Origin of the sequence: Aquitalea magnusonii (assembly GCF_003202035.1) — a bacterium.
In the GTDB taxonomy this organism is placed as follows: Bacteria; Pseudomonadota; Gammaproteobacteria; order Burkholderiales; family Chromobacteriaceae; genus Aquitalea; species Aquitalea magnusonii.
The window spans coordinates 148,352-173,869 of sequence record NZ_QJKC01000009.1; the positions used below are offsets into that span (position 1 = coordinate 148,352).

Genomic DNA, 25,518 nt, shown 5'->3' on the forward strand with positions numbered 1-25,518 from the left:
ATGCAAGCATCCAATACCCTGTGGCGCTTTCGTGGCGTCACCCCCACCGCCATGCTGGCCTTTGTCTATCTCTACCTGCCCATCGTGGTGCTGGTGGTGCTGTCCTTCAACGCCAACCGCATTGCCACGCTGTGGACCGGTTTTTCCTTCGACTGGTATCTGAAGGTGATGGACAACGACAACATCCTGCGGGCTACCAAGAACTCGCTGATCATCGCCTGCGGGGCCACGCTGCTGGCCACCAGCTTTGCCACCATGGCGGCGCTGGCCATGGCCGGCAGGCGCTTTCGCGGCCAGGCTTTCATCAATGCCATGCTGGGCCTGCCGCTGCTGGTGCCGGAAATCGTCACCGCCGTGGCGTCCTTGCTGTTTTTCCTGGCGCTGGGGCTGGACCTGGGCCTGCTGACGGTGCTGATTGCCCACACCGTGTTCTGCATCCCCTTTGCCTATCTGCCCATCCGCGCCCGGCTGGAAGGGCTGGACCCACGGCTGGCGGAAGCCGCGGCGGATCTGTACGCCGGGCCGTTTGCCACCTTCCGCCGGGTGACCCTGCCCTTGATTCTGCCTGGTGTGCTGTCCGGCGCCATGCTGGCTTTCATCGTGTCGCTGGACGATTTCGTCATCACCTTTTTTGTGGCCGGTGCCGGTGCCACCACACTGCCGGTATACATCTTCGGCCTGATCCGCATGGGCATCACCCCGGAAGTGAATGCGGTATCGGCGCTGATGCTGCTGGTGTCCATTGCCTTTGTCGCGCTGTCCTACTGGATGGGCCAGCGCAAATCCTGAACCGGGTCGGCGGCGGTTTCGCCCCTCATGTTTCGCTTGTTGCACAACATACGAAGGAGAATTGCCATGAAAGTCTGCAAACTGCATGCGCTGGCCCTGGCGGCTGGACTGCTGCTATCCGCCTCGGCCATGGCCGCAGGAGAGCTGAACCTGTACAACTGGTCCGACTACATTCCGCAGGATTTGCTCAAGCGCTTCGAGAAGGAAACCGGCATCAAGGTCAACCTGGATGTGTTTGATTCCAACGAATCCTTGCTGGCCAAGCTGAAGGCCGGGGCCAAGGGCTATGACGTGGTGGTGCCGTCTGACTACATGGTGAAGATCATGCGTGACGAAGGCCTGCTGGAAAAAATCGACGTCAGCAAGATGCCCAATTTCAAGCTGGTGCAGGCTCCGCTCAACAAGCCGGATTTCGACCCGCAACGCGAATATTCCGCACCCTATATGTGGGGGGTAACCGGCTTTACCTATGACGCCAGCCGCGTGCCGGGCGGCAAGCTGGATAATAGCTGGAAGAGCTTCTTCACTCCGCCGGCCGCGCTCAAGGGCAAGGTGGTGGCGCTCAATGACGTGGCCGAGCTGTACAAGGCTGCCGCCATCTACCTGAAAGTGGACCAGTGTACCGAGGACCCCAAGCAGGCCAAGCGCATCCAGGACCTGCTGGAAGCGCAAAAGCCCATGCTGGCCATGTATAACTCCGACGGCACCATCGAACGCATGCAGGCGCAGGAAGTCATCATGCACCAGCAATGGAACGGTGCCGCCTACCGTACCCGGCAGAAGCTGAAGTCCGCCGTGTTTGTTTATCCGAAAGAGGGCATCCCCTTCTGGAACGACAATCTGGTCATCCCCAAGGGCGCCAAGAACCGCGATAACGCGCTCACCTTCATCAACTGGATGATGGCACCGAAGAATATCGCCGAGGCCTCCAACTTCACCGGCTACAACAATGCCATCAAGGGCAGCTCTGCCTATTTTGTCGCCGACCTCAAGGCCGACCCGGCCATCAACCCCACCGCCGCCATGCGCGCGCTGTTTGTGCCCAACAAGAACTGTTCGGCCAAGGCCAATGCCCTGCGCGACCGGGTGTGGACCAAGCTGAAGAAATAAGTCTCGCCGGCTAAGAACCAGGTTCTGCAGCCGGCTTTCCCTCGCCAACACCAAGCAATGCCGCTGGCCCCATGCCCGCGGCAAGGAGACCTGCATGCTGACGATTTACAGTGACGACCACCACCTGCACCACGGCAATGCCGAGTTGATTGACGGTACTCTCAAGCCTTGCTTTGAAATGCCCAGCCGCGCCGACATGGTGTTGCAGCGCGTGCGCCAGACCGGGCTGGGCGACATCATCGCCCCCACCGAACACGGGCTGCAGCCGCTGTTGCGCGTGCATGACGCGGGCTATGTGCGTTTTCTGGAGCAAGCCTGGAGCCTGTGGCAGGCCGAAGGCCGCAATCATGATGCGCTGCCGCTGGTATGGCCGGTGCGCGGCCTGCGTACCGACCGTATCCCGCAGGATATCGACGGCCTGATGGGCTATTACTCCTTCGATGCCGGGGTACCCATCACCGCCGGCACCTGGCAGGCCATCCGTTCCTCGGCCAATGTGGCGCTGAGCGGGCTGGATGCCATGCTGGCCACCGGGCACAGCACCTTTGCCCTGTGCCGTCCGCCCGGCCATCATGCCGCAGCGGATTATATGGGCGGCTATTGCTACCTCAACAATGCCGCCATTGCCGCCCAGGCCATGCTGGACCGTGGTGCCAAGCGGGTGGCGATTCTGGATGTGGACTACCACCACGGCAACGGCACGCAGAGCATTTTCTATCAGCGCAGCGATGTGCAGTTTTTGTCCCTGCATGGCGACCCCATGGTGGAGTACCCCTATTTCCTCGGCCATGCCGACGAAACCGGGGAAGGGGCCGGGTTGGGCTTCAATCACAACTACCCGCTGGCCCATGGCACCGATTGGTCGCACTACGGCCCGGCGCTGGCCGATGCCTGCAGCAAGATTGCCGCCTATGCGCCGGACGCGCTGGTGGTGTCGCTGGGGGTGGATACCTTCGAGCAAGACCCGATCTCGCGCTTCAAATTAAAGAACGCCGACTACCTGCGCATGGGTGAAGTCATTGGCGGGCTGGGCCTGCCCACCTTGTTTGTGATGGAAGGCGGCTATGCGGTGGAGGACATCGGGGTGAATGCGGTAAATGTATTGTCCGGCTTTGACAGCGTGGCGGGCTGAGAATGGCGGGGAGGCCGGCTGGCCTCCCTGACTGCAGTTTCAGGCATGGGCCGGCGCAAAACTGCCCGCCTGCGCCATACGCCACATGCGGCCATAGAACTCGGCCTTGATCTCGCTGGCCAGCAGCTCGCCCGGCTGCAAGAACACATGCAGCTGTGAGTACAGGCGGATTTCGGTATCGCTCACCCGCCGCACCAGGTGATGCGCCTCCAGTTGTTCCGGGTGGGTAAGGCCGGCGGCGGCCAGCATCTCGGACAGCGCATGCAGGGTGTTGCGGTGGAAGTGATACACCCGCTCGGCCTTGTCCGGCACTACCAGAGCGCGCTGGCGCAGCGGGTCTTGCGTGGCCACGCCGGTGGGGCAGCGGTTGGTGTGGCAGCTCTGGCTCTGGATACAACCCACGGCAAACATGAAGCCGCGGGCGGAATTGGCCCAGTCGGCCCCGATGGCCAGCACGCTGGCAATGTCGAAGGCGCTGATGATCTTGCCGCTGGCGCCCAGCTTGATCTTGTCGCGCAAATTCAGCCCCACCAGAGTGTTGTGGACAAACAGCAAGCCCTCGCGCAGCGGCACGCCAATATGGTCGGTGAATTCCAGCGGTGCCGCGCCGGTGCCGCCTTCCTTGCCGTCCACCACGATGAAATCCGGCAGGATGCCGCTTTCCAGCATGGCCTTGGCAATGGCCATGAATTCCCACGGATGGCCGAGGCAAAACTTGAAGCCCACCGGCTTGCCGCCAGACAGCTCACGCAGCCGGGCAATAAAGGCCATCATCTCCAGCGGAGTGGAGAAGGCGCTGTGGCTGGAGGGCGACACGCAGTCCTGCCCCAGCGGCACGCCACGGGTGGCGGCGATTTCCGGCGTTACCTTGTGCTTGGGCAGAATGCCGCCGTGGCCGGGCTTGGCCCCCTGGCTAAGCTTGATTTCAATCATCTTCACCTGCGGGTTTTGTGCCTGGGCGGCAAAGCGCTCCGGGTCGAAATGCCCGTCTGCATCGCGGCAGCCAAAGTAGCCGCTGCCCAGCTCCCATACCAGGTCACCGCCGTGTTCCAGATGATAGGGGCTGATGCTGCCCTCGCCGGTGTCGTGGTAGAAACCGCCCTGGCTGGCCCCCTGGTTGAGCGCGCGGATGGCGTTGGCGCTGAGTGCACCAAAACTCATGGCCGAAATATTGAATACCGAGGCGGAGTAGGGCTGCGCGCATTGCGGGCCACCAATCTGCACCCGGAAACCGGCCGGGTCGCTGCGCGGGGCCGGGCGGATCGAGTGACTGATGAATTCGAAGCCGCTGCCATATACATCCAGCAGGGTGCCGAAGGGTTTGTCGGCCTGGGTGTTCTTGGCGCGGGCGTAAACCAGCGAGCGCTGGTCACGCGAGAAGGGCAGCTGTTCGCCATCGGCTTCCAGCAGGTACTGGCGGATTTCCGGGCGGATGGCTTCCACCAGATAGCGGATATTGCCCAGCACCGGGTAGTTGCGCCGCACGGCGTGGCGGGTTTGGGTGAGGTCCAGCACGCCCAGCAGGCTGAGCGCGATGGCTGCGAGGGTGAAGGGCCACAGCCATTCGATCTGGTGCAATACCAGGCCGATCAGGCTGAGCAGGATGCAGGCGGCGAAAAAGGCATAGCGGCTGAGCAGGGACAGGTTCATGCGGGCTCCGGCAGGCGTGGGCTGAATGCGGGATGCTACAGCACAAGGGTTGGGACTTGTGCTGTCTGATCCGCTTCAGCTTAGCGCCCAGGCCGGGGCTGCGCCATGGCTGGTGGCAGCGCAGTGATGGTCTTAATGAAAACGCACGATGTCGCCGTTGTGATCGAAAGCCAGATAGCGCGCAACATCGCCTCCGGTCTGGATGGTCTGGATCATGCGCTTGAGCGCCGCTTCGATATCGGCTGCGGCGGGCGGGCCACCGGCGCTGCCATCCAGACAGGCGACAAACACGATTTGCCACGGCTCGCCCATGCGGGCCGATTCGGCTTGCAGGCTGGCAAAGTCCGCCAGTTCGCTGGCGGCGCGGTCCAGGCACATGCTGGGCAGCAGGATGCCGCCCTCGCCGCGGGCAAAGCGCTCGGCTTCCTGCGGCTGGTGGTCGTCATGCAGCACGGCTTTGGTAAATACCAGCAGCAGATGCTGCGGCTCGGACTGCTGGCGGGCTGCAGCCAGCAGCGTGTTGAAATCGTCGATGTCCATGGTGCTCAGTACGGGGCGAAAGTGGCAGCTGGCAGTGTGTGGGCTGGCCATCCGCTTTGCCATCCGCCGCTGGAACTAGTTGCTGGCGGCATTGGAATGAGGCATTCGATGGCAAGAAACAGGGAGCGGCGGCGGCTTTTCCCACTTATGCTGGCAGTCATGACCAGGGGAGGGTGGCGATGCGACGGGAAATGGCAGGATTGGTGGTGCTGGCAGCCTTGTGGGGGGCTTCGTTTCTGTTCATGCGGGTGGCGGTGCCCGCGCTGGGGCCATTCGTGCTGATTGCCTTGCGGCTGGGGCTGGCCTCGCTGGTCTTGCTGCCCATCTTGCTGTGGCGAGGCGGTATCGGCCTGTGGCGGCAACACTGGCAGCGCATTGCCGTGGTGGGGGTGTTTCTGTCGGCACTGCCTTTCTGCCTGATTGCCTGGGCCAGTCTCAGCCTGCCGGCGGGGGTGGCGTCGGTGCTGAATGCCACTACCCCGCTGATGACCGCGCTGTGGGCCATGCCACTGGCAGGCGAGCGCATGACCGCACCGCGGGCGGCCGGTTTGCTGCTGGGGCTGGCCGGGGTGCTGGTGTTGATGCTGGGGCGTGGGGCCGCCTTTGATGTAAGGACCATGCTACCCGTGCTGGCCATGCTGGGCGCCACCGCCTGTTATGGCTGGTCCGGCCATATGGCCAAGCGCTGGTTGCCCGGCCTGCCTTCGCTGGTGACGGCCACCGGCAGCCTGTTCAGCGGGGCGGTGCTGGTGACGCCGCTGGCGTGGCTGACCTTGCCGGCCCAGGCTCCATCGGCCACGGTATGGGGGGCGGTGGTGATGCTGGCGCTGGGCAGCACCGCGCTGGCCTATCTGATTTTCTACTGGCTGATCGACAGGCTGGGTGCGACCCGCGCCAGCAGCGTCACCTATCTGGTGCCGGTTTTTGGCGTGCTGTGGGGAAGCATGTTGCTGGCCGAGCCTGTCGGCGTGCTGATGCTGCTGGGCGGGGTGCTGATTCTGTGCGGGGTGTTGCTGCTGGGCTGGCGCCGTGCTGGCTGAGCCAGCCGACGCCCGCCTTCGGCTCAGGCGCTGACTGGCTGCGGCTGAGCCAGCGGCAGCAGGATGCGGATGCGGAAGCCGCCATCGGCCTCGTCAGCAAACTGCAGCTGGCCATGGTGCTGCTTGACCACGCGCGACACGATGGCCAGCCCCAGGCCGCTGCCGCCATCGGTGCCGCGGTGTTCGGCCAGCCGCTCGAAGGGGGCCAGCGCCGATTCGCGCAGCGCGGCGGGAATGCCCTGGCCGTGGTCGATCACGCTCAGTTCCGCCATGCCGTCGCGCTGGTCGATTTCCACCCGCAGCGGCGGCTTGCCATAGCGGCGGGCGTTTTCCAGCAGATTGGACAGCAGCCGCTCCAGCGCCAGGGCATCGGCCTGCAGTTCCGGCTCGGCCTGGCGCAGCAGTTTCACATCCAGCCCGTCGCGGCCAAAACGCGCTACCACGCTGTCGGCCAGTTCGGCCAGCGCCACCGGCTCCAGCCTGGCCGATTCTTCGGCACGGGCAAAGTCGATGAACTGGCGCACGATGCGCGACAGCTCGTCGATATCCGCCAGCATGTCCGGGGTATCGCTATTGTGTTCCTGCAGCTCCAGCATCAGCTTCAAGCGGGTCAGCGGGGTACGCAGGTCGTGCGACAGCCCGGCCAGCATCAGCCGGCGTTCACGGGCGGCGCTATCCAGCGCACTGGCCATGTGGTTGAAGCCGCGGGCCAGCGCCATCAGCTCGCGCGGCCCCTCTTCGGCCAGCGGCGGCGGCAGTTTGCCGCGCGCCAGCTCGCGTGAGGCTGCCACCACCTTGCCGATGGGGCGGGTGATGCGCCATGCCACCAGCGAGGCCAGCAAGGTGGCCAGCAAGGTGGCCAGCAGCGCAGCCTGGATGATGGCGTAGATGGGCCGGTCGCTATAGCGGCCAAATGGAATCACCAGCCAGTAGGGGGTGTCCAGCACATGCACGTTGACCCATAGTTCGTTGCGGTCTTCGCGGTGCACCATATAGCCGCGCACGGTGTCGTCCAGGCCCTTGCTCAGCCGGCTCACCAGGCTGTTGGCCACCCGCGGCAGTTCGGTGTCGAACTGTTGTCTGGCTGCGGCCTGTTGTGGCAGCAGGCGCGGCAGGCCGGGGCGGTTGTAGCTGGCCAGAAAAGCGCTGCGCTGGTCGGGGCTCATATTGTCCATCGAGCCTTCGAGGAAGGCCAGCGTGTCCACCACCTGGGCATACAGCTGCTTGTCCATCAGCTTGTGGCGCTCACCCGCCGCGATATAGACGGTGACGATCTGGGTGGTGACCACCACCACCACCACCAGCACGATCAGGCGAAACAGCAGGGAACCGGCAAGGCGTCGCAGCACCGCTTACTCCCGTTCACTGCCGTCGGGCACGAAGACATAGCCGTAGCCCCACACGGTCTGAATGAAGCGCAGCGGGCTGTCGCCGCCCTCCAACGTTTTGCGCAGGCGGGATATATGCACGTCGATGCTGCGATCCAGCGATTCGCCATTGCCCTTGCCCAGCGCCATTTCCATCAGCTGTTCACGGGTGAGCGGGCGGCGCGGATGGGTGGCCAGCACGGTGAGTACGGCAAATTCGGCGGTGGTCAGCGACAGCGGCTGCTGGTTTTTCAGCAGTTCGCGCCGGCCCAGATTGAGCTGGAATTCGCCAAACTCGATCACCTCGTCGGACTCGTGGCGGGCGGCCAGCGCCGGGGTGGCGTGATGGCGGCGCAGCACCGACTGGATGCGCGCGGTCAGCTCGCGCGGATTGAAGGGTTTGGGCAGATAATCGTCGGCACCCATTTCCAGGCCCAGGATGCGGTCCACATCCTCGCCACGGGCGGTCAGCATGATGACCGGCACCATCTCGCCCTGGGCGCGCAGGCGGCGCACCACGGCCAGGCCATCATCGCCGGGCATCATCACGTCCAGCACCATCAGGTCCGGACGGTTGCGTGCCAGTTTGCGGTCCAGTTCACGGGCATCCGGCAGGGTGTCGACCACATAACCCTGCTGGCCCAGATAGCGGGTGAGCAGTTCGCGCAGCTTGGCGTCGTCGTCGACGATGAGAATCTTGTTGTGTTCCATGGTGTTTTCCTTGATCGCCCGGCGCGGCAAAGCGGCTGGCATGCTGATGGCAAAGCTTAACCCGACCCAACCGGCTAGGCGATGGTGGATCATGAATTTCTGTTAAACGCCATCGGCCATTCACAAAAGTTAACATTTGGTAACATGCGACACACGGATGCGCAAAGGCCGCCTTCTACACTGGGACGGTGTGCTGCATGCCGGAGATCATGATCATGAAAAAGTCCTTGATTTTACTGCTGTTTGCCATCTGTTTGCCGGGTCTGGCCGCGGTAGTGCAGGCGGCCGAGCGCGGTGGCAACGGTGCCGATGTGCGCGAGGCGCGCCAGCTGGCCGCGCAAAGCACCCAGCAGGCAACGCCGCTTGCCGGTTACACCGTGCCGGATGGCGCATCGACCCCGATGCGGCGCCCAGCCGGTGAAAAGTAAGCCCACAGTCATTCATATTCCATCAGCCTTCTGCTGTGATGCCGCTGAGTCATCATGGCAGGAGGCGTAATGTCAGGTTAAAATGAAGCCATGAAGTACCATGCCATTTATGTCTTGCTGTTTGCCACGGTGACGGCGTTCGCCTTGCCAGCGCTGGCGCAAGGCCCGAATGGCGTGGAGGATGGTGCAGCGCAGTTCCAGCGTTTCCCGCCCCGGCAAGCTGCCGGCGAGGAGCGCCGCTTGCGCAATCTGCGTCTGAAGGAGGCGGTGCAGGCCGGTGATTTGTCGCCGGAAGACGCGCGCCGCCTGCAGCACAGACATCCTCCAGGGGCGCCGCCTGCGGGTGGCATGGGTGGACCTGACCGTTTTGCACCGGATGGTTTTTCGCATCCGCCGCCGGGCCAGCGCAATTTCTGGCGCGACAAGCGACAAAAGGCTCAGGAGCAATTCCAGAACGATTGATCCGGCTATCTTTAGCAGCCGGACATTGCCAGTGGCAAGGATCACGGCCTTGAACAAAGCTTGGGGTAAGTGGAGTAGCGGCAACTGGCTGGCGGGTTTGGCCATGCTGGCGGGTTTGGCATGGTCGGCACAGCTGCAGGCGGCCCCGGAGTGTGACAAGGCGATGGCGCCGCAGCGCTGTGCCAGTTACCGCCAGGGCTGGCTCAGTTGTTCGGATCTGACTGCCGGATCACGGCGCGCCTGTATCGAACAGTTCACCCCGGCGCTCAGTTGCCAGCGCAGCCGCGATGCCCGGCGCTGCGAGGCCTTGCTGGCGGCCCAGGCGGCCTGCGAGGGCAGCGAGGGGCTGGCGCGACGGCTGTGTGTGCGCGAGCGCCTGCCGGCGGCGGATTGCAGCCACGCCTCCAACAAGGCCCGCTGCGAACAGCGGGCGGCGGCCGAACAAAGCTGTGCCGAAACCGCAGCGCAGCAAGGCCGCGAATGCGTGCGCAAGGCCCTGGCACCTTCCGGCAACTGAAGCCGGCACAAAACAAAACCCCGCTGTCGCGACAGCGGGGTTTTTCATGGGCAGCCGCGATTCAGGGCTGCAGAATGATGGAGCCGGTGGTGCGGCGGCCTTCCAGATCGCGGTGCGCAGCCGCGGCGGTGGCCAGCGGATAACTGGCGGATGGCCTGACCTGCACCGCGCCGGCGGCAATGCGTTCGAACAAGGCCGCTGCCGATGCTTCCAGTTCTGCGCGTTGGGCGATGTAATCGGCCAGCTTGGGGCGGGTGAAAAACAGCGAACCTTTCTGCGACAGCAGCAGCGGTTCGAATGCCGGCACCGCTCCAGAGGCATTGCCGAAGCTGACAAAGCTGCCACGCGGGGCCAGGCTGTTCAGCGACATCTCGAAGGTGCTTTTGCCTACCGAGTCATAGACCACCGGCACGCCCTTGCCGCCGGTGATTTCGCGCACCCGTGCCACCACATCTTCCTCGCTGTAGTTGATGACATGGGCGCAGCCCAGCTGGCGGGCCAGTTCGCCCTTGGCCGCCGAGCCGACCGTGCCGATCACCTGCACGCCCAGTGAGCTGAGCCACTGCACGGCGATCTGGCCGACGCCGCCGGCAGCGGCATGCCACAGCACGGTCATGCCGGGCTGGACGGCAAAGGTACGGCGGATCAGGTACTCCACCGTCATGCCCTGCAGCATGATGCAGGCGGCCACTTCATCGCTGATGCTGTCCGGCAGCTTGACCAGCAGCGTTGCCGGCAGCAGCCGTTCCGTGCTGTAGGCACCCAGCGGCCCGCCGGCATAGGCGACGCGGTCACCCACTTGCAGCTGGGTCACGCCTTCGCCTACCGCCTCCACCACACCGGCGGCTTCGCAACCCAGGCCGCTGGGCAGGGCTACCGGATAAAGCCCGCTGCGCTGGTAGGTATCGATGAAATTGACGCCGATGGCATGGTGGCGCAGGCGCACTTCGCCTGGGCCGGGTTCGCCGACGCTGCTGTTTTCCAGCTGCAGCACATCGGGTGAGCCGGTGACGTGAAAACGGATGGCCTGACTCATGGTACGGTCCTTTTCCAGCATGAAGACATGGCGTCGAGTCTGCACCGCGTACCGGCGCCATGCAAGCCGTGTCTGGCGAACAGTGCGTTTCCCGCGGGGGGCTGACTTGGTGTTTGGCCGGTTTTCTTCCTACATTGAATCCAGGGTACCTTGCTGCCAGCAGGGAAGATCGGATCGGGCGGAGCAGATCATGCAAGCCACACGAAGGGAACAAGCATGAAAGGCGTGGTGTTTACCGAGTTTCTGGAAATGGTGGAGAGCCGTTTTTCTGCCGACATGGTGGATGACATCATCGAGGATGCCGGCATCAAGTCAGGAGGTGCCTACACCGCGGTGGGCAGCTACCCCTTTGCCGAGATGGTGGCGCTGGTGACGGCCTTGTCGCAGCGCAGCGGGCTGGAGCCGCAGGCGCTGATCTACGCCTTCGGCCATTACCTGTTCGGGCGTTTTGCCCTGCTGTATCCGTACAGCATCCAGGGTTGCAGCAATGCATTCATGGTGCTGAGCAATATCGAGAAACACATTCACCAGGAAGTACACAAGCTCTATCCGGATGCACAACTGCCCCATATCGAGGTGCTCAGCAGCGATGAGCGCTGCCTGACCTTGCTGTACCGCTCGCCGCGCTGCCTGGCCCCGCTGGCTTCCGGGCTGATCCAGGGGGCGCTCGATCATTTCGGCGAGCAGGGGCGCATCGTGGTCGAGCCATTGAACGATGAAGGCAGCAAGGTGCGCTTTGTGGTGGAACTGGTATGAGCGAAGACGAACTGGCCCAGTTGCAAGACCAGCTGCTGCGTTACCAGAAGCGCTACCAGCGCGAGAAAGCCGCGCGCAAGGAGGCCGAGGTATTGCTGGAACAGCGCAGCCGCGCCTTGTACGACGCCAATTTCGAATTGTCCACCGTGGCGGCCCAACTGGAGAAGATCGTCGAATGGCGCATGGCCCAGCTGTCCGAGGCCCTGCTCAAGGCGGAAATGGCGGCCAAGGCCAAGTCGGAATTCCTGGCGGTGATGAGCCACGAAATCCGTACGCCGCTCAACGGGGTGCTGGGCATGGCCGAGTTGCTGTCCCATTCCAAGCTGACCGCGGAGCAGGGCGAGCAGGTGGCCACCTTGCAGGAGTGCGGCACTTCGCTGCTGGCGCTGATCAACGACATTCTCGACCTGTCCAAGATCGATGCCGGCAAGCTGACACTGGAACAGCGGCCTTACAATCTGTATGCCCTGCTCGATAGCGTGGTCAACCTGTTTGTGCCCAAGGCGATGGAGGCCGGCCTGCATATCGAATGGCAACGGCCACAGGGCAGCGCCTGGCTGCTGGGCGATGCCACCCGGCTGCGCCAGATCACCAGCAACCTGCTGAGCAATGCCATCAAGTTCACCCACCAGGGTGCGATCACCGTGACGGTGGGCATCGAACCGCTGGAAGATACCTTCGACATGAAGCGTCTGGTGCTGGTGATCCGTGATACCGGCATCGGCATGACCCAGGAGCAGCTGGGCAAGGTGTTTACCGCCTTTGAGCAGGCCGACTCCACCACCACCCGCCGCTATGGCGGCACCGGGCTGGGGCTGGCCATCTGCCGACGCCTGGCCGAGGCCATGGGCGGGCGCATCGATGTCAGCAGCGAGCCCGGTGTGGGCAGCTGCTTCAGCGTGCACTGGGTTGCCACTGAGACCAGCGCTCCGGCCGCCGAGGCGCCGGTCATCGTGCTACCGGAGGAGGCGCCGAGCCCTGGGGCGGCCGCGCTGTCGGTCATGGTGGCCGAGGACAATACGGTGAACCAGAAGTTGATCATCAAGCTGCTGGACAAGCTGGGTTACCGCGATGTGCTGCTGGCCGCCAACGGGCGGCAGGCGCTGGAACGGGTCAGCCAGGGCGGGGTGGAGCTGATCCTGATGGACATGCAGATGCCGGAAATGGACGGGCTGGACGCCACCCGCGCCATCCGTCAGCTGGAGCTGGACTGCCAGCCCCACATCATTGCGCTGACCGCCAATGCCTTCGATGAAGACCGCGAGCGTTGCCAGCAGGCGGGCATGAATGACTTCCTGTCCAAGCCGGTCAGCCTGGAGCGCCTGTCCGTGGCCATGCAGCGGGCCAGCAGCCTGCTCAGCAAGCAGAAGCAGCCCAGTCCAGCAGGGGAGCCAGACACTCAGGCCAGCGCTTGAGCCGGTGGTCGTCGCCATTGAAAATGGTTTGTCGGTGTCCGCGGTAATAGCGTGCGGCGGCCTGCCAGTCCAGTACCTCATCCGCACTGCCCAGCCATAGCCAGTATTCACCGGCTGCCGGTGCTGCAAGACGCATGTCCAGCAAAGCCTGCATGTCGGCTTCGTCCAGCACGTACTCTTCCCCGGTGTAGGGATTGCGCTGCGAGCCCAGATAGTGCCGCAGATCGTCATACGGGGTGATGGCGGGATTGATCAGCGCCGCCTTGCGGCCATGCTGTTCGGCCAGCCAGCCGGCGTAGTAGCCGCCCAGTGAGCTGCCGATCAGCCAGCTGTCGGCGGGCAGGGACAGCAATAATTCTTCTGCCTGAGCAATGGCGCTGGCCGGATGCGGCGACAGCCGTGGGCAGTGCAAGGTGACGGCGGGGGCATGCCGGGCCAGCCAGGCCGCCGTTTCCTGTGCCTTGAGCGATTGCGGACTGGAGTTGAAGCCGTGCAGATAGACAATGTGCATGATGCGTGTACAACAAAGAGCGGATTGATGATGAAGCCCGGTGCGTGTTCCACGATGAGAACACCACAACCGGCTTGGGCTGGGCGGGGAGATGCGACTGCCGCTGGCAGGAGGGGCAAGCGCGAGCCCGGAGACGGGTACCGTCACGCTTGCACACCTGGTGTACCGCCAGGGCAAGCCGGTCGGCCTGCCCTGTTTCACGTGAAACAGCTTACTCGGCCTGCCATTCGTAGGCCTTGAGAATGGCCTTCAGCTTGCCGCTGCGGCGCATGGCCTCGATACCCTGGTTCAGTTTTTCAGTACTGACCGGCGAGCTGGGGGCCACGGCGCACATGGTGGGCATATAGGTTACCGTCAGCGGGTGCTGCTTGAAGGCGCGGGCTTCCTGCGGATTGGTCTTGGCCCACCAGGCCAGCTCCAGTTCCGAGGAAATGGCGACATCGGTCAGATGCTTTTGCAAGGACTTGACCAGCAGTTCCAGCCGAGGCTCATCCACGCGGGTGGTGCGGCCCACTGCCCACAGGTGTTCCAGCGTGGGGTAGCTGTAGCCGCGAATGGTGCCGATGCGCTTGCCGGCCATTTCATCGGCCTGGTGCAGGTCCGGCATGTCCTTGAGCGACAGCGCCCGCTCCACTTGCGGATAGAATTCGCGCGTCCAGCCCAGGCGTGCGGCATTGCCATACCATTCCGGATTGGCATTGCACACGATGTTGACCTTGCCGGTTTCAATGGCGTTTTCCACCCGCTTGCGCGCAATCACCACATACTGGGCTTTCATGCCCAGTTCAGCGGCCAGTGCATCGCCCAGTTCCTTGGTCAGCCCCCCGGACAGTGCCTGGTTGTCCGGCGTCAGTACCACGATGGGCGGTGCGTCGGAATCCGACACCCCGATTTTCAACATGCCTCCTGCGGCGGCCACTTGTGCCAGCGCTGCTCCCGTCAACAGCGCCAGCCAGGTCTTATTCAAACCAACCATAAGCTTGTACTCTCTTCTTCTTAGTTAGTTGTCTGACAGTTCCAAACCCAATGGTAAACTGATCGGCCGCACCTTGAGTGTGCCTTTTATCGTTCTAGCCAATAACAGCCTGTTTGCCATGACCAAAAACACCACCCACCCGGTATTTTCCCAGCTGTCACAGCGCATCCTGATCCTGGATGGCGGCATGGGCACCATGATCCAGCGCCATGACCTGCAGGAAGCTGACTACCGTGGCGAGCGGTTCGCCGACTGGCCCTGTGACGTAAAAGGCAACAACGACCTGCTGGTGCTGAGCCGGCCGGATGTGATTGGCGGCATTCACCAGGCCTATCTGGATGCCGGTGCCGACATCATTGAAACCAACACCTTCAATGCCACGTCGATTGCCATGGCCGACTACCAGATGGAAAGCCTGGTGTGGGAGATCAACCACGCGGCAGCCCGGCTGGTGAAAGAGCTGTGTGTGGCGCAAACCGCAAAGAATCCGGCCAAACCGCGTTTCTGTGCCGGCGTGCTGGGGCCCACCAACCGCACCGCCAGCATCAGCCCGGATGTCAACGACCCCGGCTATCGTAATGTCAGTTTCGACGAACTGGTGGCCAGCTATACCGAGGCCATCGACGGTCTGGTGGCTGGCGGCGCGGATTTCCTGTTGGTGGAAACCATCTTCGACACGCTGAACGCCAAGGCGGCGGTGTTTGCCATCCACCAGTATTTTGACGATCACCCGGACATCGCCCGTCTGCCCATCATGGTGTCCGGCACCATTACCGACCAGTCTGGCCGTACGCTGACCGGCCAGACCACCGAAGCCTTCTACAACAGCCTGTCGCACGCCGATGCCCTGTCCTTCGGCCTGAATTGTGCACTGGGGCCGGACCTGTTGCGGCCCTATGTGGAAGAAATGTCCCGTGTATCCGCCACCTATGTGTCGGTGCATGCCAATGCCGGCCTGCCCAATGCCTTTGGCGGTTACGACCTGGAACCGGCAGCCATGGGCGACTATGTGCGTGAATGGGCCCAATCCGGCCTGATCAACATCGTTGGCGGCTGCTGTGGCACCACGCCGGAGCACATTGCCGCCATTGCCGCCGCGGTGGATGGCATTGCGCCGCGCGCCTTGCCGGACATCGAGAAAAAGTGCCGCCTGTCCGGGCTGGAGCCTTTCAATATTGGCGACCACGATTTGTTCGTCAATGTGGGCGAGCGCACCAACGTCACCGGCAGCCGCGCCTTTGCCAAGCTGATTCTGAACGGCGACTACGCCACCGCGCTGGATGTGGCGCGGCAGCAGGTGGAAAACGGCGCGCAGATCATCGACATCAATATGGACGAAGGCATGCTGGACGCGCTGGCGGCCATGGATCGCTTCCTCAAGCTGATCGCCGCCGAGCCGGACATTGCCCGCGTGCCCATCATGATCGACTCCTCCAAGTGGGAAGTGATCGAAGCCGGCCTCAAGTGCATTCAGGGCAAGGGCATCGTCAACTCCATCTCCATGAAGGAGGGGGTGGACAAGTTCAAGGAACAAGCGCGCCTGCTGCGCCGCTATGGCGCGGCGGTGATCGTGATGGCCTTCGACGAAAAAGGCCAGGCCGACACTTACGCCCGCAAGGTGGAAATCTGCGAAAAGAGCTACCGCATTCTGGTGGACGAGGTGGGTTATCCGCCGGAAGACATCATCTTCGACCCCAATATCTTTGCCGTGGCCACGGGTATTGAAGAGCACGCCCGTTACGGCCTGGACTTTATCGAGGCCACCGGCTGGATCAAGCAAAACCTGCCGCATGCCAAGATTTCCGGCGGCGTGTCCAATGTGTCCTTCTCCTTCCGTGGCAACAACAAGGTGCGCGAGGCCATCCACGCGGTGTTCCTCTACCACGCCATCCAGCGCGGCATGACCATGGGCATCGTCAATGCCGGCGCGCTGGAAGTGTATGACGAGGTGGACAAGGAACTGCGTGAGCGTATCGAAGACGTGGTGCTGATGCGCACGCCCAAGGATGGCGGCGACGCCACCGAACACCTGATTGCGCTGGCCGAACGCTTCAAGGGCGAAGCGGCGGGCGAGAAAAAGGTGGAAGACCTGGCCTGGCGCGAATGGCCGGTGGAAAAGCGGCTGGAACACGCGCTGGTCAAGGGCATCACCACCTATATCGTCGAAGACACCGAAGAAGTCCGTCTCAAGAGCGAACGCCCGATCCATGTGATCGAAGGCCCGCTGATGGACGGCATGAATGTGGTGGGCGACCTGTTTGGCGCCGGCAAGATGTTCCTGCCGCAGGTGGTGAAATCCGCCCGCGTGATGAAGGCCGCCGTGGCGCATCTGGAACCCTTCATCGAAGAAGAAAAAATCCGCATGGGGCTGGCCGATGCGCCGGCCAAAGGCGTCATCATCATGGCCACGGTCAAGGGTGATGTGCACGATATCGGCAAGAACATCGTCGGCGTGGTGCTGCGCTGTAACAACTACAAGGTGATCGACCTGGGCGTGATGGTGCCGTGCCAGACCATTCTGGATGCCGCGCGCGAGCACCAGGCCGACATCATCGGCCTGTCCGGCCTGATTACCCCCAGCCTGGAAGAAATGAGCCATGTGGCCAAGGAAATGCAGCGCCAGGGTTTTGACATTCCGCTGCTGATTGGTGGTGCCACCACCTCCAAGGTGCATACGGCGGTGAAGATCGCCCCGCACTATCAGCAGCCGGTGATTTATGTGCCGGACGCCAGCCGTGCGGTGGGGGTGTGCTCCAACCTGCTGTCCGATACCCTGCGCGATGCCTTTGTCGCGGAAGTGGCTGCCGACTACCAGCGTGCGCGCGAAGGCCATGCCAACAAGGCCAACCGCAAGGTAGTCAGCCTGGAAGTGGCCCGTGCCAACAAGCAGCAGACAGACTGGGCCAGCTACACCCCACCCAAGCCGCAGTGGCTGGGCGTGCGCCGTTTCGAAAACTATCCGCTCGCCGAGATTGCCCAGCTGATCGACTGGACGCCTTTCTTCCAGAGCTGGGAGCTGGCTGGCCGTTTCCCGCGCATTCTGGATGACGAAGTCGTCGGCGAATCCGCCCGCAGCCTGTATGCCGACGCCCAGACCATGCTGGCGCAAATCATCAGCGAAAACTGGCTCGCCGCCAATGCGGTGATCGGCCTGTTCCCGGCCGCTACGGTGAATGATGACGATATCGACATCCGCAGCGTGGACGGCAGCAGCAGCCAGATGACCTGGGTGGGCCTGCGCCAGCAGCTGCCCAAGGCCGACGGCAAGCCCAACTGGGCACTGGCGGATTACATCGCCCCGGCTGACAGCGGCGTCGAGGACTATATCGGTGCTTTTGCCGTCACCGCCGGCATCGGCATCGAACCGCATGTCAAACGCTTCGAGGAAGCCAACGACGACTACTCCGCCATCCTGCTCAAGGCGCTGGCCGACCGGCTGGCCGAGGCTTTTGCCGAGCTGATGCACCAGCGCGTGCGGCGCGAGTTCTGGGGCTATGCTGCTGACGAGGCGCTGGACAACGAAGCGCTGATCGACGAGCAATACCGTGGCATCCGCCCGGCACCGGGCTACCCGGCCTGTCCGGACCATACGGTGAAGAAGGAATTGTTTGCCCTGCTGGACGCCCCGGCCATCGGCATGACCCTGACCGAGGGCTATGCCATGCTGCCCACCGCTGCCGTGTCCGGCTTCTACTTCAGTCACCCGGAGTCGCGTTACTTCGGCGTGGGCAAGCTGGAGAAGGACCAGGTGCAAAGCTATGCCCAGCGCCGTGGTGTGACGCTGGAACAGGCCGAGCGTGATCTGGCACCGAATCTGGGCTACGACGCCTGAGTCCTTTGTCGCCTGACAGCAAAAGCCGCCGCCTGGCGGCTTTTTTTGTGGGCTAGCCTGCCTGGGCCAGCGGGTGTGGCTGCGGCGGAGGGGGGCTGGATGGTGCCAGCACAAAACCGTTCTTGCCGCGGCGCTTGGCCTGATACAGCGCATTATCCGCCTGGCGCAGCGCGGCACTCAGCCCGATGCGGCCATCCATCTGCACGATGCCGATGCTGATCGACAGCCGCCGCTGCTCCACGCTGCAGGTATTCACCCGCTGTATCAGCTGGGCTGCCAGCTCGCTGACGCGCTGGCTATCCAGCAAGCGGGTGAACAAGCCGAATTCCTCGCCGCCCAGCCGCCCGCACAGGGCCACATCGGGATGCCCGCTCAGTTTACGGGCGATTTGTTGCAATACCTGATCGCCCGCCTCGTGGCCGAAGTCGTCATTGACGCTTTTGAAATCGTCGATATCCACCATCAGGAAATGACCGTGCTGGGCCGGATACCAGGCCTGCAGTTTTTCCAGCAGGCTGCGACGGTTGTCGATGCCGGTGAGGGCATCCTGAAAGGCCAGCGCTTCCAGATCACGGCGCAAATGGTAGCCGCGCAGCCGCAGGCGGCGAAACAGGATGTTGAGCGTCAGGCCCGAGGCCAGCGTCGCGACGGTGAGCAGGGCGATCAGTGAATCCTGTTGCCATAGCCGCCGGTCTTCCAGCGTGCCTTGCAGCAAAATGCCCCAGACACAGCAACTGGCCAGCAGGAAGCTATACGAGCTCTGGAAAACCGGTGCCATGGTCAGGGTGATGCACACGGCAATCGAGGTGGCCCACAGGCTGGTATCCGTGACAAACAGCATGCTCAGGCGAAAGCCCAGCGCCAGCCCGCACAGATTGAGCAGCATGCCCAGCAGCAGGGTGTGGCGGTGACCGGCATTCAGTGACAGCAAGGTGCCGGCCAGCATGATCAGGCTGACCAGGAGCGCGTTGGCCAGGTCGATCTGCCGGTGGGTGTGGGCGAGCAGCAGGGAAGCCAGCCAGGATACCTCCCCCAGCAGCTGCGTCCATACTGCGATGGGCCGCAGCTCGAGAAAGGACTGATGCTGGAAATCTGCATCGCCAGCATAAAGGTACTTCATGGGGCCTCCTTGCAAAGCGGCGACAGCGGAGGCTGCCACTCCCGGGGACATCGCAGCATCGTGGCGGCTCGGTCTGGGGTGGTCGACTGGACATAGGTGCAGGTCGAGTGGGTGGGGAGTCGACATCCGGCGCACCGTGTGCTCTTGCATCCGGGCTCCGGCGGTGCACAATGACCCGATGTCTGTTACCGGTGCATATGCCTTAGATCAAGAAAGCAGGCTGGTGTCGGGGCTAGCATGAAGTTGTAGTCAGGTGGCATGCACGCCACTCCACCCACCTATCAGGAGAAGCCGATGTTTCCAGAATTCCGTGATCTGATCAGTAAACTGAAAACCGAAGACGACCACTTCAGCCGCCTGTTCAACAAGCACAATGAACTGGATCAGACCATCAAGAACATCGAAGCCGGCATTGAAAAAGGCAGCCAGTTCGATGTGGAAGTGCTGAAGAAGGAAAAACTCAAGCTCAAGGACGAGCTGTATGTGATCCTGAAAAAAGCCGAAGCCTGATTGCCGGCATCGCTCATGAAAAAACCCGCCGGTTGGCGGGTTTTTTGTTACCACAAGCCTGGGCTGGCTGGCATCAGGCCGGGTCCAGTTCGCCCGGACGGACGTCCTCGTCGGCGTCCTCTCCCAGAAAACCGCCGCTCTGGTGTGCCCACAGCCGGGCATACAGGCCGCCCCTGGCCAGCAGGCTGGCGTGGTCGCCTTCCTCCACCACCCGGCCCCTGTCCAGCACGATCAGCCGGTCCATGGCGGCAATGGTGGACAGGCGGTGGGCGATGGCCACCACGGTCTTGCCTTCCATCAGCCGGTACAGGCTGCTCTGGATGGCGGCTTCCACTTCCGAATCCAGCGCGCTGGTGGCTTCGTCCAGCAGCAGGATGGGGGCGTCTTTCAGCATCACCCGGGCAATGGCCACGCGCTGACGCTGGCCACCGGACAGCTTGACGCCGCGCTCCCCCACATGGGCATCGTAGCCGCGACGGCCCTTGGGGTCGGTCAAGGCCTGGATGAAGTCATGTGCCTCGGCCTGCTGCGCGGCATGGATCATGGCCGCATCGCCGGCATCCGGCCGGCCGTACAGCAGGTTGTCGCGGACCGAGCGGTGCAACAGCGAGGTGTCCTGCGTCACCATGCCGATCTGCGCGCGCAGGCTGTCCTGGGTCACCGTGGCAATATCCTGGCCGTCGATCAGGATGCGGCCCTGCTCGATGTCGTAAAAACGCAGCATCAGGTTGACGATGGTGGACTTGCCGGCACCGCTGCGGCCGACCAGGCCGATTTTCTCGCCGGGGCGAATGGTGAGGTTCAGCCCGTCGACAATGGTGCGCTCGCCACCGTAGGAAAAGCTGACATTGTCGAAACGGATCTCGCCGCGCGCCACCTGCAGCGGCCGGGCATCCGGCTGGTCGACAATGGCCACCGGTCGCGACAGGGTGCTGATGCCATCGTGCACGGTGCCGATATTTTCGAACAGGCTGGACATCTCCCACATGATCCAGTGCGACACGCCGTTCAGGCGCAAGGCCATGGCGGTGGCGGCGGCCACGGCACCGATGCCGACCTGGCCCTGGGTCCACAGCCACAGCGTGGCACCGGCGGTACTGGCAATCAGCCCCATGCTGAGAATGTGGTTGGTGATTTCAAAGCCGCTGACCAGGCGCATCTGGCTATAAGCGGTCTGCATGAATTCCTGCATGGCGCTCTTGGTGAAGGCCGCCTCGCGCTGACCCTGGGCAAACAGCTTGACCGTGGCGATATTGGTATAGGCATCGGTCACGCGGCCGGTCATCAGCGAGCGGGCATCCGCCTGGCGGGCCGAGGCCTTGCCCAGCCTTGGCACAAAGAAGGCCAGGGTGGCGACATACAGCAGCAACCAGCCGATGAAGGGCAGCAGCAGGCTGCTATCGAAGCTGCCGACCACCGCCACCATGGTGATGAAGTAGATCACCACGAATACCAGGATGTCGGTGATGATCAGCACCGTGTCGCGCACCGCCAGCGCGGTCTGCATCACCTTGGCGGCGACCCGGCCGGCAAATTCGTCCTGATAAAAGCTCATGCTCTGTCCCAGCAGATGGCGGTGAAACTGCCAGCGCAGGCGCATGGGGAAATTGCCGAACAGGCTCTGGTATTTGAACATGGCCTGCAGGGCGATCAGCAGCGGGCTGGCCAGCAGGATGCCGCCCAGCAACAGCAGGTGATGGCGTTCCTGTGTCCACAGTTGCGACGGTGCCACATGGCTGAGCCAGTCCACCACCGAGCCCAGCATGGAGAACAATAGGGCCTCGAAGGCGCCGATGAGGGATGTCAGCAAGGTCATGCACAGGATGTAGGGGCGCATGCCGCTGGTGGCGGACCAGACAAAGGGCAGAAAGCCCTTGGGGGGCTGTACGGGGGGGGTATCGGGGTAGACTTCTACCCGCTTTTCAAACCAGGAAAACATAAAGATCGTCCTTGTCGGGACCGGCGGTCCGTTGAGGTTGTATGGGAGTATGACGATAGCTTGAAGTGAAGCGGCCAGCAATGCTTTTTTTGCATGGCTGGAGGCAGGTTCACCGTCGGCCTTGCCGCCATTTTAGTGGTGTTTTGTTGCCGGCAGTTCCGCGCGGCGTGGTGATGGCCTGTCCGGACCAAGGCGTGAACGGGCGCAAGCCAAAACAAAACTGCCCGGCCGAGCAGGTCGGTCGGGCAGTCTGGCGCGACGGCAATCAGACGTGCAGCAGCACGATCTTCAGCGGATGCTGGCCGTCGCTGCTGGGGAAATCCTGCTCCGGGGTAATCCATTCCACTGCGTGAATGGTGCGGCCGGCTTTTTCGGCGCTGCGCTTGAGCGATTCCAGCCAGGCATTGCCGTCAACCTGGGCCACATTATTGCAGCAGATCAGCATGCCGCCTTCGGCGGTGCACAGCAGGGCCGGCTTGAACAGGGCCTGGTAGTCGTTGACCAGGTCAACCACGCCAAACGGGCTTTTGGCATAGCGTGGCGGATCGAGGAAGACCAGATCGAACTGGCGGGCTTCCAGTGTCGGGAAGGGGGGCATTTTCTTGCCGCGCACCATCTTGGGCTGGCCGATGCCGGACAGCTGGCGCAAGGCGGCAAAGGCATCGCTTTGCACGCAGCGCGGGCGGGTCGCCAGGCTGTTGAGCTTGGCATTGGCGCGGCCTACGGCCAGGCTGGATTCGGCAAAATCCACATTCATCACAAACTGGGCACCGCCCTTGGCCGCCGCCAGGCCCACGCCGCAGGTGTAGGCGAACAGATTGAGCACGCTCTTGCCTTCGGCCAGCTGCATCACGCGGCGGCGGCCGGCGCGCAGGTCGAGGAACAGCCACGGGTCCTGGCCGCTGTGGCGACCACGGATGTGGTAGCGGATGCCCAGCTCATGGGCCACGCGGTTTTCCTCGGCCACCGCTTGTTCGGCCAGGCTCAGGCTGTTGTTGATGCGGGAATTCTTGCCGCTGCGGTCGTTGTAGACCAGCTGCAATTCCGGCAGCAAGCCGGCATAGAAGCGGCGGATTTCGTCCAGCTCGGCATCTTCCAGGCTCTGGTGGAAGCTTTGCACCAGCAGCAGGTCGCCATAGCGGTCTACCGTCAGGCCGGCCACGCCTTCCACGCTGCCGTGGAACAGGCGGTAAGTATTGGTATCTTCGGCGATCAGGCGGCTAACAAGATCACTGCGGCGGTCGGCTGCTGCTTGCAGCAGGGCGCTCAGGGAGTCGGACATGGAAGGCTTTCTTTCTGGAATGGCTGCAATTGTAAGCCCTGTAGTGGAATGCCTCAAAAATTAGCGCTAAGTTGTAAGAATCCATTGGCATAGTCGACTCATCACAGACAGCCAGAACTGGGCCAGCGTATGGCCACTTAGCGGAGCACAGCATGCAGGCAGCACAAGAATTACTGAAAACCCTCTACACCATGGCCATGATGGTGGAAACCCGCGATGCCTATACCGGCGGCCATTTGTGGCGGGTTTCACGCTTTTCCGGCCTGCTGGCGCAGGAACTGGCGCTGCCACGCGGCGAGGTGCTGCGCATCATGCTGGGTGGGTTTCTGCATGATCTGGGCAAGATCGGGGTGCCGGACGCCATTCTCAACAAGCGCGACCGGCTGAGTGACGAAGAATATGCGGTGATCAAGACCCATCCGCAGCAGGGGGCGGATCTGCTGCGCGAGCATCCGCTGGCCGCACTGGCCATGGAGGCGGTGCTGATGCATCACGAAACGCCGGATGGGCGCGGTTATCCGGCCGGCCTCAAGGGCGAGGCCATTCCGCTGGTGGCACGCATCGTCGGCATTGCCGATGCCTTCGATGCCATGACCAGCCACCGCCCTTATCGTGCGGGCATGCCGGTGGCCCGGGCGCTGGAGATCATCCGCGACAATCTGGGCAGCCAGTTTGACCGCGCCTGTGGCGAGCGCTTTATCGCGCTGGGCGAGGCGGGCAAGCTGGAGCATATCGTCGGCCACAGCGAGGCGGGCATTCCCCTGCAAAGCTGCCAGGCTTGCGGGCCCATCATCGCCATTCCGCGCCGCCTGCAGGATGGTGCCACCGTGCATTGCCCCTCCTGCGGCGGTGGCTACCGTTTGAGCCGGCAAGGGCAGGGACTGGCGCTGGCCCCCACCGGCCAGCGTGATGCCTTGCAGGTGCAACGGCCTGCGGTGGACCACGAACTGGTGGCCGAGCTGGTGCAGGAGGCTGCCGCCTGCCTGCCATCCGGGCGCCAGGGCGGCTGGCTGGCGCGGCTGTTTGCCTGAGGCGCGTGACCGCGTGCCCGGGGATTGTGTCAGCGAGTGTTAAGCGCGGGATGTAAGGCTAGAGTTACAGTGCTTTAGCCGGTAGGCTTGAGTTCTTTGTCATGGCCGCTACGGCCGTTTTGTCACTGATGAACGACGCTTCTGCATCCCTGCGGCATTGCCGCCCGTTCTGGCAGTTCTGGTCGGCCCGCGTGCTGCTGACTGCCGGCTTTCAAATTCTGACCGTAGCCATAGGCTGGCAGGTGTATGCCCTGACCGGCAGCGCGCTCGACCTGGGGCTGGTCGGGCTGTTGCAATTTCTGCCGCGAGTGCTGCTGGTGCTGGTCACCGGGGTGGTGTCCGACCGCTTTGACCGGCGCCGGGTGGTGGCCATCAGCCTGGCCATCCAGGCGCTGGCAGCAAGCGTGCTGCTGCTGGGTAATCTGGGCATGGGCTGGCAGGTCAGTCGCGAGCTGATCTTTGCCCTGTCGGTGGTGGTGGGCTGCTGCCGCGCTTTCGACATGCCGGCCATGCAGTCGCTGCTGCCCAATATCGTACCCGCCAGCCTTTTGGGGCAGGCCATTGCCATGGCCGCCTCGGCCAATGAGGCCGCCACCATCATCGCCCCGGCGCTGGGCGGCTTCCTGTATGCGGTGGGGGCCGAGCTGACCTATGGCCTGGCGGCCGCCTGTTTTCTGGCCTGCCTGGTACTGGTCAGCCTGCTGCCCTCCAGCCGGGTGCTGCCCACCGGCCAGCGGGTGTCGCTGGACTCCCTGCTGCTGGGCGTGCGTTTCATCCGCAGCCGGCCGGATATCCTGGGGGCGATTTCGCTGGACCTGTTTGCCGTACTGCTGGGCGGGGCCACTGCCTTGCTGCCGGTGTTTGCCCGCGACATCCTGCTGACCGGGCCGTGGGGGCTGGGCTTGTTGCGCTCGGCCCCGGCGGCCGGGGCGCTGCTGATGTCGGCCTGGCTGATGCGCCATCCGATACGCCGGCGCTCCGGGCACATCATGTTTGCCGCTGTCGCCGTGTTTGGCCTGGCCACCATCCTGTTCGGCCTGTCGCGTTCTTTCCCGCTGTCCTTGCTGGCGCTGATGCTGCTGGGTTCGGCCGATGTCATCAGCGTGGTGATCCGCGGCACGCTGGTGCAGCTGGAAACGCCGGATGACATGCGCGGCCGGGTCAATTCGGTGAACTCGCTGTTCATCGGTGCCTCCAACCAGCTTGGCGAGTTCGAATCCGGTGTCACGGCGGCCTGGCTGGGAACCGTGCCTGCCGTGGTATTGGGTGGGGCGGGCACCTTGCTGGTGGTGCTGCTGTGGATGCGCTGGTTTCCGCAACTCGCCCGGCGTGACCAGCTGGTATCCAGTCATGAAACCGCTTGA

General features: G+C 63.2%; 23 protein-coding genes. 13 read left to right on the forward strand and 10 right to left on the reverse strand.

All coding sequences use genetic code 11. The annotated features are described in order from the left end of the window. From DFR38_RS11455 to DFR38_RS11465, 3 genes are all read left to right on the forward strand, one after another. Positions 1-789, forward strand: a complete 789-nt coding sequence (locus DFR38_RS11455; protein WP_059287327.1) for an ABC transporter permease — start codon at positions 1-3, stop codon at positions 787-789. Between the two features lie 66 nt (positions 790-855). Beyond that, entirely contained in the window at positions 856-1,899 is a 1,044-nt protein-coding gene (locus tag DFR38_RS11460) for an extracellular solute-binding protein (RefSeq protein WP_059287328.1), read from the forward strand. Between the two features lie 94 nt (positions 1,900-1,993). Then, a complete protein-coding gene (locus DFR38_RS11465) occupies positions 1,994-3,031 on the forward strand; it encodes a histone deacetylase family protein (RefSeq protein WP_059287329.1) in 1,038 nt (345 codons plus the stop codon). 39 nt (positions 3,032-3,070) lie between these two features. On the opposite strand, the gene DFR38_RS11470 is transcribed toward DFR38_RS11465, so the two are convergent. Beyond that, on the reverse strand, positions 3,071-4,681 hold the full coding sequence (locus DFR38_RS11470; RefSeq protein WP_110313420.1) for an FMN-binding glutamate synthase family protein: 1,611 nt from the start codon (positions 4,679-4,681) through the stop codon (positions 3,071-3,073). Positions 4,682-4,813: 132 nt separating this feature from the next. After that, on the reverse strand, positions 4,814-5,272 hold the full coding sequence (locus DFR38_RS11475; RefSeq protein ID WP_233170566.1) for a ribonucleotide reductase subunit alpha: 459 nt from the start codon (positions 5,270-5,272) through the stop codon (positions 4,814-4,816). Positions 5,273-5,400: 128 nt separating this feature from the next. Here DFR38_RS11475 and DFR38_RS11480 point away from each other — a divergent pair, with 128 nt between their 5' ends. After that, positions 5,401-6,261 (forward strand): DMT family transporter, encoded by an 861-nt coding sequence (locus DFR38_RS11480; RefSeq protein WP_233170567.1) that lies wholly within the window; start codon positions 5,401-5,403, stop codon positions 6,259-6,261. Positions 6,262-6,284: 23 nt separating this feature from the next. Here DFR38_RS11480 and DFR38_RS11485 read toward each other — a convergent pair whose 3' ends face one another. Together DFR38_RS11485 and ompR are read right to left on the reverse strand one after the other, a co-directional pair. After that, a complete protein-coding gene (locus DFR38_RS11485; protein ID WP_244909897.1) occupies positions 6,285-7,610 on the reverse strand; it encodes an ATP-binding protein in 1,326 nt (441 codons plus the stop codon). A 3-nt stretch (positions 7,611-7,613) separates the two neighbouring features. After that, positions 7,614-8,339, reverse strand: coding sequence for an osmolarity response regulator transcription factor OmpR (gene ompR, locus DFR38_RS11490; RefSeq protein WP_059287608.1), 726 nt, complete (start codon positions 8,337-8,339; stop codon positions 7,614-7,616). Positions 8,340-8,554: 215 nt separating this feature from the next. On the opposite strand from ompR, the gene DFR38_RS11495 reads away from it, so the two are divergent. The 3 genes from DFR38_RS11495 to DFR38_RS11505 all read left to right on the forward strand — a co-directional run bounded on the left by DFR38_RS11495 (position 8,555) and on the right by DFR38_RS11505 (position 9,746). Further along, the gene (locus tag DFR38_RS11495) at positions 8,555-8,767 is read left to right on the forward strand and encodes a hypothetical protein (protein WP_146215968.1); all 213 of its coding nucleotides are present in this window, start codon (positions 8,555-8,557) and stop codon (positions 8,765-8,767) included. A gap of 90 nt (positions 8,768-8,857) precedes the next feature. After that, on the forward strand, positions 8,858-9,229 hold the full coding sequence (locus tag DFR38_RS11500; RefSeq protein ID WP_059287607.1) for a hypothetical protein: 372 nt from the start codon (positions 8,858-8,860) through the stop codon (positions 9,227-9,229). 49 nt (positions 9,230-9,278) lie between these two features. Beyond that, a complete protein-coding gene (locus tag DFR38_RS11505; RefSeq protein ID WP_244909898.1) occupies positions 9,279-9,746 on the forward strand; it encodes a hypothetical protein in 468 nt (155 codons plus the stop codon). A gap of 61 nt (positions 9,747-9,807) precedes the next feature. On the opposite strand, the gene DFR38_RS11510 is transcribed toward DFR38_RS11505, so the two are convergent. Further along, entirely contained in the window at positions 9,808-10,782 is a 975-nt protein-coding gene (locus tag DFR38_RS11510) for a quinone oxidoreductase family protein (RefSeq protein WP_059286545.1), read from the reverse strand. A 216-nt stretch (positions 10,783-10,998) separates the two neighbouring features. Here DFR38_RS11510 and DFR38_RS11515 point away from each other — a divergent pair, with 216 nt between their 5' ends. Together DFR38_RS11515 and DFR38_RS11520 are read left to right on the forward strand one after the other, a co-directional pair. Beyond that, entirely contained in the window at positions 10,999-11,538 is a 540-nt protein-coding gene (locus DFR38_RS11515) for a heme NO-binding domain-containing protein (protein WP_059286539.1), read from the forward strand. Beyond that, positions 11,535-12,953 carry an ATP-binding protein gene (locus DFR38_RS11520; RefSeq protein WP_059286540.1) on the forward strand — a complete coding sequence of 473 codons (1,419 nt, stop codon included), beginning with the start codon at positions 11,535-11,537 and terminating at the stop codon, positions 12,951-12,953. Before DFR38_RS11515 ends, DFR38_RS11520 begins: the two co-directional genes overlap by 4 nt. Here the strand turns inward: DFR38_RS11520 and DFR38_RS11525 are convergent. Further along, positions 12,895-13,464, reverse strand: a complete 570-nt coding sequence (locus DFR38_RS11525; protein ID WP_239688726.1) for a YqiA/YcfP family alpha/beta fold hydrolase — start codon at positions 13,462-13,464, stop codon at positions 12,895-12,897. The two genes, DFR38_RS11520 and DFR38_RS11525, sit on opposite strands and share 59 nt — an antisense overlap. A 211-nt stretch (positions 13,465-13,675) precedes the next feature. Further along, positions 13,676-14,440 (reverse strand): substrate-binding periplasmic protein, encoded by a 765-nt coding sequence (locus DFR38_RS11530; protein ID WP_059286541.1) that lies wholly within the window; start codon positions 14,438-14,440, stop codon positions 13,676-13,678. A gap of 118 nt (positions 14,441-14,558) precedes the next feature. Here DFR38_RS11530 and metH point away from each other — a divergent pair, with 118 nt between their 5' ends. Beyond that, the gene (gene metH, locus DFR38_RS11535) at positions 14,559-18,272 is read left to right on the forward strand and encodes a methionine synthase (RefSeq protein ID WP_059286542.1); all 3,714 of its coding nucleotides are present in this window, start codon (positions 14,559-14,561) and stop codon (positions 18,270-18,272) included. A 52-nt stretch (positions 18,273-18,324) separates the two neighbouring features. Here the strand turns inward: metH and DFR38_RS11540 are convergent, their stop codons facing one another. Then, positions 18,325-19,392, reverse strand: a complete 1,068-nt coding sequence (locus DFR38_RS11540) for a GGDEF domain-containing protein (protein WP_059286543.1) — start codon at positions 19,390-19,392, stop codon at positions 18,325-18,327. Positions 19,393-19,686: 294 nt separating this feature from the next. Between DFR38_RS11540 and DFR38_RS11545 the strand changes: the two genes are divergently transcribed. Next, positions 19,687-19,902 (forward strand): HP1242/YdcH family protein, encoded by a 216-nt coding sequence (locus DFR38_RS11545; RefSeq protein WP_059286544.1) that lies wholly within the window; start codon positions 19,687-19,689, stop codon positions 19,900-19,902. A 73-nt stretch (positions 19,903-19,975) separates the two neighbouring features. Here the strand turns inward: DFR38_RS11545 and DFR38_RS11550 are convergent, their stop codons facing one another. Both DFR38_RS11550 and DFR38_RS11555 read right to left on the reverse strand, forming a co-directional pair. After that, positions 19,976-21,841 (reverse strand): ABC transporter ATP-binding protein, encoded by a 1,866-nt coding sequence (locus DFR38_RS11550; protein WP_110313423.1) that lies wholly within the window; start codon positions 21,839-21,841, stop codon positions 19,976-19,978. 265 nt (positions 21,842-22,106) lie between these two features. Further along, entirely contained in the window at positions 22,107-23,123 is a 1,017-nt protein-coding gene (locus DFR38_RS11555) for a class I SAM-dependent rRNA methyltransferase (RefSeq protein WP_110313424.1), read from the reverse strand. A 152-nt stretch (positions 23,124-23,275) separates the two neighbouring features. On the opposite strand from DFR38_RS11555, the gene DFR38_RS11560 reads away from it, so the two are divergent. Next, positions 23,276-24,154 (forward strand): HD domain-containing phosphohydrolase, encoded by an 879-nt coding sequence (locus DFR38_RS11560; protein WP_110313425.1) that lies wholly within the window; start codon positions 23,276-23,278, stop codon positions 24,152-24,154. 101 nt (positions 24,155-24,255) lie between these two features. After that, complete coding sequence (locus tag DFR38_RS11565; RefSeq protein ID WP_244909899.1) at positions 24,256-25,518, forward strand: MFS transporter; 1,263 nt, start codon at positions 24,256-24,258, stop codon at positions 25,516-25,518.